Origin of the sequence: Spiroplasma endosymbiont of Polydrusus pterygomalis, assembly GCF_964030825.1 — a bacterium.
GTDB lineage: Bacteria > Bacillota_I > Bacilli_A > Mycoplasmatales > VBWQ01 > Spiroplasma_E.
Genome location: NZ_OZ034964.1, coordinates 106178 through 124723 on the forward strand (window position 1 = coordinate 106178; position 18546 = coordinate 124723).

Below are 18546 nucleotides of genomic sequence, written 5' to 3' on the forward strand. Positions count from 1 at the left end.
AGTGCAAAGTTTTAGTCCTCTGACATTTTTGTGTAAAATATAACAAAGAATACAGCGTAAAAGGAACACCAGCAGTTTTAGTCCTCTGACATTTTTGTGTAAAATATAACAAAGAATACAGCGTAAAAGGAACACCAGCAGTTTTAGTCCTCTGACATTTTTGTGTAAAATATAACGCAATTGAACCATATATTAGAAATTTAAGTGTTTTAGTCCTCTGACATTTTTGTGTAAAATATAACATAAGATACCTAGCATCTAGTGAATACGGAGTTTTAGTCCTCTGATATTTTTGTGTAAAATATAACGCATTGTTTCGTTTTTTCAATTGTAGTTTAGTTTTAGTCCTCTGACATTTTTGTGTAAAATATAACAAATATATAAATATGACTATATTCCAACAGGTTTTAGTCCTCTGACATTTTTGTGTAAAATATAACGATATATTTAACTGTTAAAGTTTTATTATTGTTTTAGTCCTCTGACATTTTTGTGTAAAATATAACTGCAAGTAAATATTGATGTTTTGTTACTCAGTTTTAGTCCTCTGACATTTTTGTGTAAAATATAACTAAACATAACATTATTAATATTAGTTATATGTTTTAGTCCTCTGACATTTTTGTGTAAAATATAACATATAACGAATGATACCGAAACCAAAACCTGTTTTAGTCCTCTGACATTTTTGTGTAAAATATAACGATATATTTAACTGTTAAAGTTTTATTATTGTTTTAGTCCTCTGACATTTTTGTGTAAAATATAACAAAATATAAATTGTTATTTTTATAAAGAATGTTTTAGTCCTCTGACATTTTTGTGTAAAATATAACAAAATTACCGCTTAAATCAAGTTCAAGGAAGTTTTAGTCCTCTGACATTTTTGTGTAAAATATAACGAAAAATTTAACGACTTATCAATTAATGTTGTTTTAATCCTCTGACATTTTTGTGTAAAATATAACTGCAAGTAAATATTGATGTTTTGTTACTCAGTTTTAGTCCTCTGACATTTTTGTGTAAAATATAACAAGTGCCGGATATACAGCACGCTACACAATGTTTTAGTCCTCTGACATTTTTGTGTAAAATATAACTAGGATTAATATATGCATTTACAAGGAGTTGTTTTAGTCCTCTGACATTTTTGTGTAAAATATAACTAAAGTTGTATTTTCTAAAAGACAAATGAAGTTTTAGTCCTCTGACATTTTTGTGTAAAATATAACTAAAAGAACACCAACTACACCAGGACAAGAGTTTTAGTCCTCTGACATTTTTGTGTAAAATATAACTTTTCAATATTTACCAATTGAACTTTAAACGTTTTAGTCCTCTGACATTTTTGTGTAAAATATAACTAACTCAATGGGGAATTAGAGGTAATGCAAGTTTTAGTCCTCTGACATTTTTGTGTAAAATATAACTTTTTTTGTTCTCTTAAATTTTTATTTGTTGTTTTAGTCCTCTGACATTTTTGTGTAAAATATAACTTTTTTTGTTCTCTTAAATTTTTATTTGTTGTTTTAGTCCTCTGACATTTTTGTGTAAAATATAACCAGCTTTATCAATTAAACTACATACTTCATGTTTTAGTCCTCTGACATTTTTGTGTAAAATATAACATGTGTCCATTATAATATTTTCTCTCCCTTGTTTTAGTCCTCTGACATTTTTGTGTAAAATATAACTAATTTTTTCTAATTTAACTTTATCTATTTGTTTTAGTCCTCTGACATTTTTGTTTATTAATTAAAATAATTATTTATTTTTTCAAAGTTATTAATACCTTCGCTATTTCAAATTGAATTAATATTAAAACCACTTAAAAGAATTGTATAAATAAAAATTAAATTTCTAATTGAAGTTACATGTTGAATAGCATATTTTTCATTTGAAACATTTTTTAATTTATTAATAGTTAAATTTACTTCATCGGCAAATAAGCTCTTAATTATATGTTCTAAAATATTTTCATAAATATACTTTTTTTCATTTTTAACATCCTCATCGTCAATTAAACAAAATAAACTATTTTTATAACTTATTAAATCTCTTTGATTAGATTCCCAAAATGAAAATAATATAATAGCATTTTTAATTATTAACGATAAATTTTCTATTGAAGTTATGCTATTATTAGTTATTAGATTAATACTATTTAATGAAGGTTTTAAAGAAATTAAATATTCAGGACTATTTGATACGATAATTAAAGTTATATTTTTAGTTAATAATTTATTAAATCATTTGTTTAATTCAAATAATATTTTAGGTGTACCATATAATTCAGGTAAATCTATTAAAATAATAATTGGACGTAATTTATCGTTTAAATCTAGACTATTTTTTAAAATATTAAATAATAATACTCGTAACATAAAATGACTGTAATTTTCTTCATCAATTATGTTATTAGTTTCGTTATTAATAATTTGAATTTTTAAAAGTTTATCAATTATATTATTAATAGAAAATATTTCTAGATTTGCTTTTAATTGTAAATTATTATTAATGCCATCAGTTTTATTAAGTAAATTAAGAGAACTTTCGCTTAATAATTCATAAAAATTTTCATGTAATTCGGTTAATTTAATAATTATTTTTTGATATTTTTTTTGATTAGAATTAATAACATTTTTATTAATATTTTGTATTAAAAGATTACGTAAAGTTGATGTTTTATTTAATTTTAAATTTTCTTTTAAATTAAAATATTCTTGTAAATGAATGACTTGAAAACTATCATTATTAACTTTTTGTTCATCAACATAAAATTCATTGATTTTGCCTTTTAAACCTTGTTCTAGAGTATTAAGAATTTCAGTTTTTCCACTTCTACTATCACCAATAATTATAGCAAGATTATTTTTGATTTTAATATTTTGTTTATCAAATATATGATTTGTAAATTGAATTTTCTTCATAATATTCTCCTTAAAGTTCAATAATAGCATTTATAGTTGTTATATCTTCTTGATATGATTGAGATCCAATCATTATTTTCATCATTTCATATTGTTTTTCAGTTACCATTAAAGAACGAATATTACCTTTCGGTGGTAAATGATTTTCAATAATATTGTTCGTTTTTATAACTTCATCATGATGAGCACATAATTTAGCATATACAGAAAATTGAATCATATAAAATCCTTGATTTAATAATAATTGTCGAAATTTACTATAATTTTTTTGATCATTTTTAGTAATTGTTGGTAAATCAAATAGTATAAATAATCGCATATATCGATACCTCATATTATTCATTACTTTCATCCTCTAATAGATTAAAATCTAGTGTTGGTAATTCTAATTTTTTTATAGTTTTTTCATTTAAACATGTAATAAATGATCTAATCATATAATCAATTGCTCTTGTTATAGTAACAACCTTATTATTAATAATAATTTTTTGATTTAATAAATTAATTAATTCTAATCTATGATTATAAGAAATATGATTTTGAATAGTGTTAATATGTTTTGTTACTCAGTAATCAACTAAAGGCCTTAGTGGTTCTAAAAAATCACATGCTAAATTAAAAGGATTAGTTTTACCAATATGAAAAATTCCTAAATAATTATTTAATCCATATTTAGAAATAGTTCTAGAAATAGCACTCATTAAAATTTTATATCCATAATTTAATGCACTATTAATCGCATTGTCACTAAAACGGATAAAATTACTTCCATAAAGTTCACGAAAAAATATTTTTGCTGTTAAACCTTCTCTATTAGTCTTATCACCAAGAATAATTATTTTTGCAAAATTTTCTATCATACTAATACTTTTATCATTGCATTTTAGTTTTTTCATTACGATTAAAGTGTTTTTTATTTTATATTCAATAATTAAAGTTCTTAGTTCAAGTTTAAAATGTTCTTTCATATTTATTTGTTTTTCAAAAATAGTTAAAGGTTGTCAATGTTGATTTAATGATAAAGTTATTCCCACTGGATCATATTTATTATTACATATGATAATAAATATATTATTCATAACTAATTTTGCTAATATTTGTGTAGTAATATAAGTATAATTATTTTCTAAAATTATACAGTTTATATCTTTTAAGTTAAATAACGCTTCTTTTTCATTTGTTATTACACATAATTGATTTTGTTTTAAGAAAATTTTTTCCGATTTTTTTATAATAACAGATTTTCATGAAATAAAAATTCCTCCTTTTATTTTATGTTAATAATTCTTTTATACATTTATTTGTATTTTTTTTCAATACTAGATAAAGATAATAGTCGTTTAAAGTGTAAATTTAATATAATTTTAATGTGCTAAAAATTAGCACATTAATGCGTGAAAATGATAATTGGATTATTAATCTTAACATATGATATTAATAATTAGTAACATTAGTTAAGAATGATTATGATTAATTTAGTAAATATTCAATATTAATATAGATTTTTTAATTTATTTATATTAATTATTTTTAATAAATTATTTTAATAATATAAAGATATTTATCTTATAAATTAGAAAATGAATAATATAAATGTTAATACATTAATAATAAAACTTTACACTAATTGATTTAGATTAGTTTTTATTTTAAAAATAAAATATTAATTAAAGCAATATTTGTTATCATAATATTGAAGAAATAAATATTAGTAGTTAATTATTAAAAATAATATTTAATCTAATTTTATAAAAATATAAAAAATAAAGTCGTAAATATATGACATTAAGATATTGACAAGTTAAAATTATGTTAAATATTGGTAATATTTTATTAATTAATTTAGGAAAAAATAAAGTTTTATAACTAAAAATATAGTTACTTTAACCTATCAATGTTATAATTTATCAAAGGAATAACCAATATTAAATTATGAAAATTTAGATAGAAAGGTGCTATTACCATTAATATGTTTTTTAAAAGTGTAAAAATGAAAAAAACAGATGATGATTTTGAAACAAATGATAAATTTGAAACAAATATTAAGATAGAAGAAAAACAAGAATTAATTACACCTTTTAAACATTATAATAGTAAAGATAGTAAAAATCTTTTTGCTAAGAAAATGTTAGTAAAGAAAAAACAAGAAAAATTAAATAACAAGAAAAAATTTAGTATCCATCAATGAGGAATTGATGATACTGATTATGTTTTTATTAATTTTGAAACTGCCAATGTAAATAAGACAAGTGCTTGTCAGTTAATTATGATTAAAGTAATACAGGGTAAGATTGTTAAAAGTTATAGTTCATTAATTAAACCATATCCTGAAGAATTCACTTTTTCTCATGTTCATGGTATTACTAGTGAAGATGTATCACTAATGGTAAATTTTAAACAATTATGAATCGATATTGTTACATTTTTTAACGAAAATACTGTTGTTATTGCTCATCACGCTCATTTTAATGTTAATGTTTTAAGAACATTAATTAATCATTATAATTTAGAATGTCCAAATTTCTTTTATATTTGTTCAGTTAAATTATTTCAAAAAGCTTATGATTATCCCAATACCCGTTTAAGCGCTCTTGCCCATAGTAATCAAATTAAATTTGATTATCAAGATCCATTAACAAATATTATTACTTTACATAAATTAATTAATTTACATTTTAGTGAACAATATCATTTAAAAAATTTATGTGAGAATCTTAATCTTAAAGTTAATAAATTATTTGATGATTTTTTATCATAGTATTTTCAGATATTGAAAGCTTGAAATTATGTTAATTAAAAATGAGATTACAAATAAAGTTTGCAAATTTAAAAATTAACATTATAATTATACTATGTAGGGATATTATTAAAATAAATTATTTAAGTAAATTGTATACAAAAGAGGTTACAGTTATGGAAAAAGAAATAGATGTTGCATATGTTTTATCAGCATTAGGTACAGTCAACAATGTTAATGACAGAAGTGTTTTTTCAATAAAAACACATCTTGTGTTAATAAATAAAATGTTTAAAAGTAAATAAGTATTTATTTACTTTAAAAAGAAGAATTATTAATATTAATTAGTAATAATTAATATATTTATTATTTTTTAAATGCAATATTAATATTTTAATAACAGTTATTATCTAATGTTACCTCTTTTTTAAGTTATTAGCTTTAAGTACTTATTATATTTATATAAATATAATAAGTTAAAATATAGTAATTTTTTAATTAAAAGTTATATTCATTAATAAAATCACAAAAAGTACATGAATATTTTAAATGTTTATGATAACATTACTAAAGAAATTAAAAAATATAATTTTTTATTTTTAATATTATTAATTTTAATAATTAATAACTTTGAAATGGAGGTGAAATCAATGAAAAATGATTATCAAATTATTGTAATTGGTGCTGGTCATGCTGGCGTTGAAGCAGCATTATCTTGTGCACGAGCAGGACATAAAACTGCTATTATTACTCTTGATAGAACTAAAATTGCATTAATGCCATGTAATCCTTCCATTGGTGGACCCGCCAAAGGAGTTGTTGTTCGTGAAATTGATGCACTTGGTGGAGAAATGGCTAAAGCAGCAGATGCTACTGCTTTACAAATGAAATTATTAAATAATTCACGTGGTCCAGCAGTGTGGGCTATTCGTGCGCAATCTGATAAAATTGCTTATTCACAATATATGCAAAACACAATAAATAAACAAGAAAATTTAACAATTTTAGAAGTTATGGTGCAAACATTAATCATTGAAGCAGGAACTGCTAAAGGTGTTATTTTAGAAAATGGTAAAAAAATTACTAGTGAAATTGTGATCTTAACGACAGGTACTTACATGACAGCATTAACTTTACAAGGTCAGGATAAAAAGTCAGAAGGACCAGATGGTCAAAGAACAAGTAATGGTATTTCACAACAATTAAAAACTTTAGGTTTCAATATGATTCGTTTAAAAACTGGTACGCCACCGCGAATTAAAAAAGATAGTATTGATTTTAGCAAAGCTAGTATTGAATTGGGTAGTGATTTACCTTTAGCATTTTCTTATCAAACTAAAGATTTTCTATCATTAACAAAACAATTACCTTGTTATTTATTATATACAAATGATAAAACTCATACTGTTATTAATAACAATTTAGATAAATCACCAATGTATAATGGTGAAGCACAAAGTACTGGCCCACGTTATTGTCCCAGCATTGAAGATAAAGTAGTTCGTTTTGCTGATAAACCTCGTCATCAAATTTTTTTAGAGCCAGAATCACTGACATTAGATTCAATTTATGTTCAAGGTTTTTCAACATCAATGCCAATTGATGTCCAAGATAAAATGTTAAGAACTTTACCTGGTTTAGAAAATTGTGAGGTTTTAAAATGAGCTTATGCTATTGAATATGATGCTTTTGAGCCAACACAATTGTGACCAACATTAGAAACTAAATTAGTTAAAAATTTGTTTAGTGCTGGTCAAATTAATGGTACCAGTGGTTATGAAGAAGCAGCATGTCAAGGTTTAATAGCTGGTATTAATGCTCATTTAAAAATAAAAAAAGAAAAACCATTAATCTTAAAACGTGATGAGGCATATATTGGTGTTTTAATTGATGATTTAGTAACAAAAGGAACAATTGAACCTTATCGTTTATTAACTTCATTAGCTGAACATCGTTTATTATTACGAAATGATAATGCGCAAACACGATTAATTAAATATGGTTATCAAGTTGGTTTAATTAGCGAGCAACGCTGATCACAGTTTAACAAACAACAAGCATTAATGTTAACTATTATTGAAAAGTTAAAAAGTATTAAAATTAGTCCTTATTCTCAATTTGCTGAATATATTAATAGTAATAATTTAGGTCCAATTCCTAATAATTATATTATTGCTTATGAATTATTGAAACGACCAGGTGTTAAATTATCAATATTTAGTTCGCAAATACCGTTAATCAATGATTTACAATATCATGAATTAATGGAATTAGAAATTACCATTAAGTATTCAGGATACATTAATCAGCAACTAAAAATGGCACAACAAGCTAATAGTTTAGAAAAAAAACAGATTCCTGATGATATTAATTATGATTTAGTAGAAAGTATTACTGGTGAAGCAAGAGAGAAGTTAAAGCGTGTTAGGCCATTAACAATTGGTCATGCCACTAGAATTTCTGGAGTTAGTCCTGCTGATATTCAAGTTTTATTATTTTTTTTAAAACGTAAATATCCATATTTAAATATTTAAAAAATAGTGACTTTTCAATTAAACTCACTATTTTTCTATTTAATCTTTTTTCTGATTAAGAAAAATTATATAGTATTTAAACAAAATAGTTTATAATTTTTACTTTGTAAACTAAAGTAAAAAGATAAAAATAAGACTATTTTAATTATCAATGAAGAAAAAAGAGAATCGTATTAAAATTGAAGATAATAAAATAGTGAAAAAATATTAAATATTATAAATTATATATAAAATTAAAATCAAAAATAATTTTATTGGGGTTAAAATTAAAGAAGAAAATAGGATATTAATTGAAGGGAGGGAGAGTAATATGTATGAGTAAAATAAAAAGACAAGAATATAATCAAAGATCAGATGTCAAAGCAAGAAAACAAGAATATAATAAAAAAAGATGTAAACTTAATAAAGAAAAACAGTGAAAATACAATAATAAAATTTGATATCAAAATAGTGAAGCATGACAATTACAATTAGAAAATAATGATTACCAAAAAGAAATAATAGTAAATGCAATGTTTTAATAAAATCTTGCTATTAATGTTTTAAGTGAACATCAAAAGATTTGAAAATTTTATAAATAAAATTAAAATTAAATAAAAATCAGATAATCAATATCAAAAAAGAGGAGTAGTAAAAATGATAAATAGTTCAATAGAACAATCAACAAATGAAATAACACCTTTATTACAAAAAAATGTAACTTATATTAATTATTGACAGAATTTTATTTTTAAATTTATGCCAACAAGAGAATCTATTTTAAATTTGGGACCAACACGAAAAGATGTTTTTTGTTGTGGTGCAACAACATTATCAATATTGTCATTTTCAACAATTGGATTATATCTTGGTTCACTATGTTGAGCAATAAAAAATAACATTGCTGTTGATATCGAAAATATTAATAGGATTAACGGAGCATGTTTCTTATTAGGAATTATGTTAGGACTTAGGTATGGAATTAACATTGGTGATTATTTTCTTAATTTAATAAGTAGCAATAATGAAGAAAATGAAAATAGTTTAATAAGTAATAATGATATTAGCAAAATTTTGCAAGAAGTTACTATCATAACTGAAGATGGTAGTCAATTTTTAATTTCTGAAAATATTACAGAAACTAATTGATTAGCTAATGGTTTAGTTAAAATTCATCAAACATTTAAAGTGGAAAATAAAAAAAATGATGAACAACAATTTCAAGATGAAATTAATAATAAAGGTGAGTTTTTAAATGTTAATACAACTCAAAGTTCTAATTTTGTTGATATTGAAACAGAAATTCATAATTATGATTTTTATAATCAACCATCAACAAGTAAAAGTTCAACAATAATTAATTTATAACAATTAAAAATTAAAAATATAATAACATATATAGTAATTTTATCTTTTGATTATAAAAAATATCATCTATTTTGATGCCATTTTAATTACTATTTATCTACTAATCTTTTTAGGTTTCTATTAGAAAATCATTATTTTTTGTATTTTTAATCGTTGTTCAATATTTTTTTCCGTATGTAGACTTACTATCAGGCAATTTTGTAAAATTAAATTTTTTCATATCTAACTCCTGCCCTTTATTTATTATTTAATTATTCTAACATAAGTACTAGTATGATTGATTATAAAATTATTATTAACAATAAAATTATAAGAATAAAAATTTATTTGATAAAGAATCAATCAATTTATTATAAAATTAATTGATTCTTTTATATTAAATCAATATTTCTTGTATAATTATAAATAAGGATAGTGCTAGGTGGTTTCTATGTTTCGACGTTTTTTATTATTTACTATAATTTTACCAACGGTAACTACTATTTCTAGTAGTATTTATGCTTGTGCTTGAGATTTACAACCAACAGTTTTGCTCATAACAAGTTATCATCAAGCACAAAATAAAAATACTTATGATCGACTTGTTTATCAAAAATTACAAAATATTTATGGTAAAGAGCATGTCGTGCCATGATTTAATTCACAAGATGATAATTATTACGCAATCGCATTGAGAAATTTTCTATCAACATATAATATTAAGAAAGTTTTTATTTTAAATCCTGCTTTTCAAAAATATATGCCACATACTAGTAAAACTACTAGTTATGCTACTAATAATTTAATTCGCGTATTACAACAATTTCAATATGTTAAATTTTATTTTTTTAATAATATTATTGCTGATACTATTAAACGTAATAGTAATATCTATGATATTAGATATAATAGTGATAATATTAGTAGTGCTCCTTTCAATTATGGTAATCGCATTGCCGATCACTTTGTTGATAATGTTAAAATGGGAATAAAAGATAAAAAATATAATTTTGATGTTGATGCTAGTGGAAAATCAGTTGTTAGAATTGGAATTATTAATAATATCGGTATTAATTATGATCAAACTATTTTGAATCAGTTTGTTGAAGAAATTAATAATGTTAATGATACAAAAATTAGGTATCAAATTATTTTTGCTAACCCACATGATAATTTTGTAACAAGTAATATTTATAGCGCTGATAGTGTAACTGATGTTGCACAAATTGCTCAATCGTTATATGAAATGCATGGTGTTAATTTTATTATTAATACTAATTATTGATATAACAATATTATTGCTTATACTGCTCGTTTAATATCTTCACGTCCCACTTATAGTAAAACTATTAGTTTTATTGGTTGTAATGTTATTAGTAAAGATGATTATGTTTATGATAATAATAATTATTTAGTTTTTGGTTTTAGTACTGGTTTAGAAATCTTTGATGAAACAGAAAAAAAAGAAATTGATCCTAATCTCAAAATTAAACCTGATACTGCTCCAGAAAGTAGTGTTCAAACTTATGGCATTAATACTATTGATTTTACTAATTAGTATGGAGATATAATTATGCAAAAAGCGATATTGAAATTACAAAAAATCAGTAAATATTATGGTTCACATGTTATCTTTGAAAATATTAATTTAGAAATAACACGCGAAATTCATGCTATTGTTGGTAAAAATAGTATTGGTAAGTCAACATTAATTAGAATGCTTGCTGGTTTTGAACAACCTTCTAGGGGAAAGATAATTATTAAGAGTTTTAAAAAAGGATGTCTTTTTCCTCGTGATCCTAGTGAAATGCTTTATTTTAAAATGGCTTACGCTGGACAAGATGATTTTTTTCTAGACAATCTTACTGTTAAACAAAATATTGTTCTTGGTAATGAACCAACGATTGCTAAAATTTTTCCTAATTGAAAAGAAGCTGAATTTAAAATTAATAAATTAATGGATAAGTATAAAATTAAACTTAATTTAAACAAGAAAGTATCAACATTGGCAATTGAAGAATTGAAAAAGTTATCTTTGCTTCGTGCCTTATTCAAAGAACCTAAAATATTATTATTAGATGAACCAACTGTTGGTTTATCTGATAGTCAAAAAATAGAATTTTGAATGATTTTTAAAACTTTTCGTAATGAAGAAATGACAGTATTATTTACAACTAGAGATGAAGAATTTGCGAAAATGGTAACTAATAGAGTATCTTGAATTGAAAACCTAAATATTACTAAAACAAAAACGATGAAGTTAGCAACAAATACTAAATTATTTGCTCCTGATTATTGAAGTAAGATTTTTAATTATAAAAAACCAAAAGCTATAACGACAGTGCCAATGCTTTATATTGATAATCTTGCTTTAAATAAACCTAATATTTCGAATTTTCATAATATTGAATTTGCGATTTGTCCTGGTGAAATATATGGGATTTATGATTATGAAAATTTTTATAGCGAAGTTTTACTGGAGAGTATCGTGCGTATTATCAAAACACAAAATGGTCGTATCTTTTTTAAAGAACAGGAAGTAACTTATTTTAATCCACAAGAAATTAGTAATTTAGGAATTGATTGAGTATCAGGAAAGTATATTAATAATGAAATAATTTTTGATGCAACTTTGTTTGAAAATTTTACTTTTTGACATTACAATAAAAAAAAATATGTAACAAAATCTGGTGTTGTAAAAACAGCAATTGTTAATAAAAAAGTACGCGAAATTATTAAAGAATATCAAATATTTAATGATAATGATATTTTTATTAAAATTAATAAATTATCAAAAGGTGAAATTCAGAAATTTGTTTTAGCAAGAAGCATTGAAGAAAAACCACAATTATTAATTTTATCAAATCCATTTTCTGATTTAGATGAAAATTCTTCATTATTAATTATTAAAAAATTAATTAATTTACGAGAGAATGGATCAAGTATTTTAATTATTGATACTGATCCATATTTACTACAATTGTTATGTCAACGAGTAGCAGTTATTTATCATAAACAATTTGTTTGCAAATTAGAAAATAAAAATGTTAAAGTTGCAGTAATGAATAATCCAGCATTGTGACATGATTATCCACTTACTAATGAAATAATTATTAAAACGGATAAAATGTATCAATTACCCCAGACAAAGTGAAGTGTTAAAAAAGAAAAAATAATGAAAACAATTAATTTTCTTAAAAAACCATTTATAAAAATTAATAATTGAATTAATAAAAAAATGGAAAATATTAGGTCAAGGTGGGGTTAAAAAATGATGGAAAATATGAAAAAATGAATTTTTTGATTAGTAGGTATTTTATTATTAGTAATAACTTTATTATTTGTTAGTTTAATAATGTTATGTATGCAAGTTAATCCATTATCATTTTGGTATACAGTTTTTATTAGCCCATTAACTAATTTAGTAAGTTTTAGTAATTTAATTGAAACGTGTAGTGTTTTATTATTAACAGGTTTAGCAGTAGCTGTCACTTTTAAATATCATATTTATAATTTTGGTGTTAGTGGGCAAATGTTATTTAGTGCCATGATAACATATATTGTTGCCGTTGCCATTTATAAAAGTGGTGGTCATAGTCAATGAATTACGCCTTTTCTTTTGTTAATTGCGATTTTAGTTGGTGCTTTAGTTGGATTAGTCATTGCCATTTTAAAAACTTATTTTAGGATTCATGAGATTATTAGTACTCTTTTATTTAATTTTATTGCTTGAGAAGGGTATAAAGGTTTAATTGCCAACAGTGTTTATCAACATTTAAAAATTCCAACATCAATTACTAATTTACGTTTTTCATTAATTAGTGGTCCTTTTAGTATTAGTAATTTATTTTCAGCTGCGATTATCATTGCTATTATTGTATTGTTAATTGCGATCATTATTTTTAATAATCGTACTATTGGTTTTAAATTAAATGCAATTGCAAAAAATCCAGTTGCTGCTAAATATGCTAGATTAAATCCTCAATATCAGTTTTTAATAATTTTTCCAATTTCAGCGGCAATAGCAGGAATTGCTGGTTATCTTTATTTTTTAGGAATTAATAATACTTTACCTTCACTTTCTGCTCCAATGCAAGAGGGATTTTATGGAATAGTGGTAGCTGCCTTAGCACAATATACACCAGTAATTATTTTATTTTCATCATTTTTTATCAGTTTATTTGTTAGTCCTATTGAAAGTAATGCTTTTATTTATTTAAAAAATCCAGAAATTGCAATAATAATATTATCAATAACTGTTTATATTATTGGTATTTATCCTTTCATTTGACATTATTTGACCCATTCTATTGTTATTAAAGAATATGTAGTAAAATTAAAAAAGAAACTGTCATCAAAAAAACAACAACAGGTAACCAATCAACAAAAAATTAAAATAGTTAATGTTGACTTAAAATCTTCAAAATTAATAAAAAAAGATAAAATGATTAATTCTAAAAATAAAATGATTAAAAAGAAAAGGGAAAAAGAATAATTATGATGCTTTCATTTTCAACAATTTTAGTTAATACATTATTATTTGCTTGTCCATTGTTACTTTTATGCACAGGTGGAATTTTAAATACTAGAGCGGGAGTTGTTAATTTTGGTTTTGATGGGATTATGTGCACTGGTGCTACTTTTTACTGCATAATTATTTCGCAATTAAAGAGCAATCTTGGTGATTGAGTTGTGTTTTTAGCATTTGTTGTGACAATTATTGTTGGCATTATTTTTGGTTTAATTCATAGTTTAGCAACTTTATTATTTAGGTCAGATCAGTTTTTAGTTTCAATGGTTATTAATTATTTTGGTTATGGATTGGCGATAGTTTTGCCGCTAATGGTTATGGGACAACTTCATTACTCATTATCAAGTATTTATATTCCACAATTTTCTTGACTTGCTATTTTATTAACTTTATTAGCAATTTATATTTTTGCAGCTATTTTATTTTTAACAAAACTTGGATTATATATTAGAGGAATTGGTGAAAATCCAACAGCAGTAGCCTTAAACTATATTCATGTTCGTCGTTCTCGTTTTTATATTTCATTATTTTCTAGTTCTTTAGCTTGTTTTTCTGGTGCTTTATTTGTTTATATTCTTCCTAGCAGTTTTATTAGTACTAATAATTTTTCTGGAATTGGATTTTTAGCAATTGTTTTATGAATGATGGCACATAGTCGATTTTTTTTAACATCTATTATTTGTTTTACGTTTTCTTTTATATACCAATATGTTAATGCTTCACAAACATTTATTGTTATTAGTAACAACATTCCTAGTTGATTATGAGGAATGTTACCATATTTAATAGCATTATTAGCATTAATGATTTTTCATCCTAATACTGAGTTGGTAAAAAGTTGAGCACAACCTTATATTAAAGCTGGTCGCAGGTGACAATAATATTTAACTAATTTAAAATATAACATAAATAATAAGCAAATTTTGCATTGGAAAATGCTATAAAAATTTATTTTATTTAAAAATAGTTTAAAATAAATTATATAAAAATTAGGAGGTATTTAAGATATGAGAAAAATACTAAGTTTTTTAGCAATTATAACATTATGTGGCATAACAAGTATAAACGTTGTTGCTTGTCATAAAGCAGAAGATCCAATTTTTCCTTCAAAAAAAATTGAATTAGATACTATTATATTAGAGAAAGATTTAGGAACAATAAGATTTACAGATATATTAGTCCCAACTAGAAGTGAGCTTTTGATTGCTATTAAAAATAAAAATCCTAATACTACTAAGTTTTTAATGGAAAATGATTTTGGATTTAAAAAAGGAAGTACAGACTATAATTGTTGGAAAAAATAATTATGAAGGTGAAGTAACTTTATTTTATACAAAATTATAATATTTAGTTTTTTTAAAAAATACTTGTAAATTCCTCGTTATTGTCATAGAGAAAATTTGTGTCCTTAACAGACATTATTTTTCTTTATGGCATTTTTTATTGTTATCTTTAATTTTTTAATTTTATATACTAATATTATTGATTATAATCAAGTAGAGTTGATATGACAGTGATATATTAATTCTGCTTAATTTAACTGCATTAGATAATAATTTAAAGCAGAAAGAGAAGTGAAATAGGTATCGTTAATTTTAAAAGATAGTAATTATTTTAAAATTAAAGTAATAATATCAATTTAATTTTTAGTTATATGGTAAAATTTCAAACATATAATAAAAATATTGTAAAAAAAGAATATCTTTTAATTTTATGTAGTTATTTAATATTAATATTATATTGAGAATCAATTATTATAAAAATATTTTAAATAATTATTTTAGGAGCAAATAATGAATAAAAATTGAGTTTTTGGTTTAACTAATTTAACTTTAACGCCAATAATGGAACAACAATTAAAACAATATTATCAAATTTTAATTAGCGAAAATAAAAAATATAATTTAACAACTATCACTGAAGAAAATGATGTTTATTATAAACATTTTTATGATGCACTTTTAGTAAGCAATAATGTTATTTTAACAAATCAAAATCTTTGTGATGTTGGTAGTGGTGCAGGTATTCCTGGAATAATTTTAAAAATTTGTTTTCCACAACTACAACTAACTATTGTTGAAACTAATACAAAAAAATGTCAGTTTTTAAAGTTAGTAATTAACGAATTACATTTAGAAAATGTTTATTTAGTTAATGAAAGAGTAGAAACATTTGCTCATCAATATCGTGAAACATTTGATATTGTAACAGCAAGAGCATTAGCACCATTAAATATTTTAAGTGAATTATGTTTAACTTTAGTTAAAGTTGGTGGTTTATTTATTGCTTATAAAGGACTTAAAGTTGCAGCAGAACTTAATTTAGCACAAAATAGTATTACTACTATGGGTGGCAAATTAATTAATCAATTTACTTTTCAATTACCTAATAATTATGGTCAACGGACAATTGTCCATTTTCAAAAATATAAATTATGTGCTTTAAAATATCCAAGACCATATCACCAAATTAAAAGTAAACATTTATAAATAATTTTAAGTAAAATTAGTGTTAAACTTAATAATAGGATAAAATGTTAGTCTATTAATTTAGAGAGGTAATTATTATGGGCAAAATTATCGCAATTGCTAATCAAAAGGGTGGTGTTGGTAAAACAACTACTGCTACTAATCTTGCTGCAGGCTTAGGTATCAAAAATAAAAAGGTATTACTTATTGATTTAGATCCACAAGGTAGTGCTACTATTTCAATGGGGTTTGCTGCTGATAAAGTTGAACAAGATATCTATGATGTTTTAGTACATGATGTTGCAGTAGAAAAGGTAATTAAGAGTGAAGTTTATCAAGGTGTTGACTTATTACCATCAACAATTTCTTTAGCAGGAGCTGAAATATTTTTATTAGAACAATCTCGTAATCAAAGAAATATTTTATTAGAAAAATTACAACCAGTAAAGGATATATATGATTTTATCATTATTGATTGTCCTCCTAGTTTAGGATTAGTTAATCGTAATGCTTTAGCTTCAGCTAATTCTGTTATTATTCCTTTACAAGCTGAATTTTATGCGCTTGGTGGCCTAGTGCAATTATTATCAACGATTCGTTTAGTACAACAATTATTTAATCCTAATTTAGAAATTGAAGGCATTTTATTAACAATGGTTAATATTAGAACAACTTCTTCTATTGAAGTTATGAAAGAAATTCAAAAAAATTTTAGAGAAAAAGTTTATAAAAATTATATTCCAAGAAATGTAACATTAAGCGAAGCACCAAGTTATGGTAAAAATATTTTTAGTTATCGACCACGTTGTAGTGGTGCCATTGCTTATCAAAATTTAGTGAATGAGGTGTTAAATCATGGCTAATGATAAAAAAAATCGTCTTTCTACTAAAGGTTTAGCATCAATTTTTGGTGAGGGATTAAATGATTTAATAACTAACATTGAAAGTTCACCAGAGATGACTAAAACCTTTGCGCAAACTATTTTGCTTACTAAAATTATTGCTAATCCTTATCAACCACGAATGATATTTAATGAGCAAGAAATTAAAGAATTAAGTGAATCAATTAAAACTCATGGTTTAATTCAACCAATTATTGTTAAGAAAACAATAACAGATGGTGTTTTTCAATTAATTGCTGGCGAACGTAGAATGAAAGCAGCAAAGTTAGCAGGTTTAACAGAAATACCGGCAATAACTATTGATGTAACCGATCAGCAATTAATGGAGTTTGCCTTGATTGAAAATATTCAACGTGTTGATCTAAATGCTTTTGAAGAAGCACAAGCATATCAAACTTTAATTAGTAAAATGAAATGAACGCAAGAGCAACTTTCACAAAAAGTTAATAAATCACGTAGTCATATTACTAACACTTTACGTATTTTACAATTACCAATAGAAGTTTTGCAAATGTTACAACGCAATGAATTAACAATGGGACATGTTAAACCATTATTAGGTTTGGGTACTAATCTTAATTTGATAGTAACTATTGCCAAAAGAGCATATCGTGAACAATGAAGCGTGCGTAAAGTTGAAGATGTTATTAAGATGCAACAACTAAGTTTACAGCACAAACAAAAAAGTAATAAAAAATCGGATTTACATTTAGCAGCATTAGAAAATACTTTATCAAGAACGTTAGATACTAAAGTAAAAGTAAGTAAAAAACAATTAATTATTAGTTATCGTAATCATAAAGAATTAAATCGAATTTTAGAATTTTTAAAATTAATATAAATTTAAAATAAGTATCGATACTCATTATTTTATTATTTTATAATAGTATATAAGAGGAAATTATTTAATTAATAGTAGGATAAGCAATTGAGTGGGCGATAATAAAAAGTAAAATAGATAAACCAATAATAATTTTACTTATGCCTAATAACATTAATAATTTTTTTGATATATCATGAGGATAATTCAAAACATTTTTTTTCATAGTTTCCTCCCAAAAGTGATATTTAGTCTTTAAATCTTGCTTATATTATATACTATTTTTAAAAAATTTTTT

The 18546-nt window shown here is 23.4% G+C and carries 16 protein-coding genes and 1 CRISPR repeat array (1 of these 17 running past the window's edge); of the genes, 13 read left to right on the plus strand and 3 right to left on the minus strand.

Annotated elements, in window-relative coordinates; all coding sequences use genetic code 4:
• A CRISPR array of direct repeats spans positions 1-1760; the repeat unit is 36 nt; unit sequence GTTTTAGTCCTCTGACATTTTTGTGTAAAATATAAC (it extends 124 nt beyond the left edge of the window).
• Between the two features lie 1180 nt (positions 1761-2940).
• Together cas2 and cas1 are read right to left on the minus strand one after the other, a co-directional pair.
• The gene (gene cas2 / locus ACQH25_RS00520) at positions 2941-3249 is read right to left on the minus strand and encodes a CRISPR-associated endonuclease Cas2 (RefSeq protein ID WP_425381352.1); all 309 of its coding nucleotides are present in this window, start codon (positions 3247-3249) and stop codon (positions 2941-2943) included.
• A 16-nt stretch (positions 3250-3265) separates the two neighbouring features.
• Positions 3266-4201 carry a type II CRISPR-associated endonuclease Cas1 gene (cas1, locus tag ACQH25_RS00525; RefSeq protein ID WP_425381831.1) on the minus strand — a complete coding sequence of 312 codons (936 nt, stop codon included), beginning with the start codon at positions 4199-4201 and terminating at the stop codon, positions 3266-3268.
• Between the two features lie 719 nt (positions 4202-4920).
• Here cas1 and ACQH25_RS00530 point away from each other — a divergent pair.
• The 13 genes from ACQH25_RS00530 (at position 4921) to ACQH25_RS00590 (ending at position 18269) form a co-directional block, all read left to right on the plus strand.
• Positions 4921-5688, plus strand: a complete 768-nt coding sequence (locus ACQH25_RS00530) for an exonuclease domain-containing protein (protein ID WP_425381353.1) — start codon at positions 4921-4923, stop codon at positions 5686-5688.
• 155 nt (positions 5689-5843) lie between these two features.
• A complete protein-coding gene (locus tag ACQH25_RS00535) occupies positions 5844-5972 on the plus strand; it encodes a hypothetical protein (RefSeq protein ID WP_425381354.1) in 129 nt (42 codons plus the stop codon).
• Between the two features lie 345 nt (positions 5973-6317).
• A complete protein-coding gene (gene mnmG, locus ACQH25_RS00540) occupies positions 6318-8201 on the plus strand; it encodes a tRNA uridine-5-carboxymethylaminomethyl(34) synthesis enzyme MnmG (protein ID WP_425381355.1) in 1884 nt (627 codons plus the stop codon).
• 314 nt (positions 8202-8515) lie between these two features.
• Positions 8516-8722: a hypothetical protein gene (locus tag ACQH25_RS00545; RefSeq protein ID WP_425381356.1), complete on the plus strand. Its 207-nt coding sequence runs from the start codon at positions 8516-8518 to the stop codon at positions 8720-8722.
• 115 nt (positions 8723-8837) lie between these two features.
• The gene (locus ACQH25_RS00550; RefSeq protein WP_425381357.1) at positions 8838-9548 is read left to right on the plus strand and encodes a hypothetical protein; all 711 of its coding nucleotides are present in this window, start codon (positions 8838-8840) and stop codon (positions 9546-9548) included.
• A 430-nt stretch (positions 9549-9978) separates the two neighbouring features.
• Positions 9979-11085 carry a hypothetical protein gene (locus ACQH25_RS00555; RefSeq protein ID WP_425381358.1) on the plus strand — a complete coding sequence of 369 codons (1107 nt, stop codon included), beginning with the start codon at positions 9979-9981 and terminating at the stop codon, positions 11083-11085.
• Positions 11086-11100: 15 nt separating this feature from the next.
• On the plus strand, positions 11101-12795 hold the full coding sequence (locus ACQH25_RS00560) for an ATP-binding cassette domain-containing protein (protein WP_425381359.1): 1695 nt from the start codon (positions 11101-11103) through the stop codon (positions 12793-12795).
• Positions 12796-12798: 3 nt separating this feature from the next.
• Complete coding sequence (locus ACQH25_RS00565; protein ID WP_425381360.1) at positions 12799-14022, plus strand: ABC transporter permease; 1224 nt, start codon at positions 12799-12801, stop codon at positions 14020-14022.
• Positions 14023-14024: 2 nt separating this feature from the next.
• Positions 14025-14939, plus strand: coding sequence for an ABC transporter permease subunit (locus ACQH25_RS00570; RefSeq protein WP_425381361.1), 915 nt, complete (start codon positions 14025-14027; stop codon positions 14937-14939).
• Positions 14940-15065: 126 nt separating this feature from the next.
• On the plus strand, positions 15066-15362 hold the full coding sequence (locus ACQH25_RS00575) for a hypothetical protein (RefSeq protein ID WP_425381362.1): 297 nt from the start codon (positions 15066-15068) through the stop codon (positions 15360-15362).
• Positions 15363-15851: 489 nt separating this feature from the next.
• Entirely contained in the window at positions 15852-16547 is a 696-nt protein-coding gene (rsmG, locus tag ACQH25_RS00580; RefSeq protein WP_425381363.1) for a 16S rRNA (guanine(527)-N(7))-methyltransferase RsmG, read from the plus strand.
• A gap of 77 nt (positions 16548-16624) precedes the next feature.
• Complete coding sequence (locus ACQH25_RS00585) at positions 16625-17389, plus strand: ParA family protein (protein ID WP_425381364.1); 765 nt, start codon at positions 16625-16627, stop codon at positions 17387-17389.
• On the plus strand, positions 17382-18269 hold the full coding sequence (locus ACQH25_RS00590) for a ParB/RepB/Spo0J family partition protein (RefSeq protein WP_425381365.1): 888 nt from the start codon (positions 17382-17384) through the stop codon (positions 18267-18269). Before ACQH25_RS00585 ends, ACQH25_RS00590 begins: the two co-directional genes overlap by 8 nt.
• Positions 18270-18333: 64 nt before the next feature.
• Here the strand turns inward: ACQH25_RS00590 and ACQH25_RS00595 are convergent, their stop codons facing one another.
• Positions 18334-18474, minus strand: a complete 141-nt coding sequence (locus ACQH25_RS00595) for a hypothetical protein (RefSeq protein WP_425381366.1) — start codon at positions 18472-18474, stop codon at positions 18334-18336.
• Positions 18475-18546 lie beyond the last annotated feature (72 nt).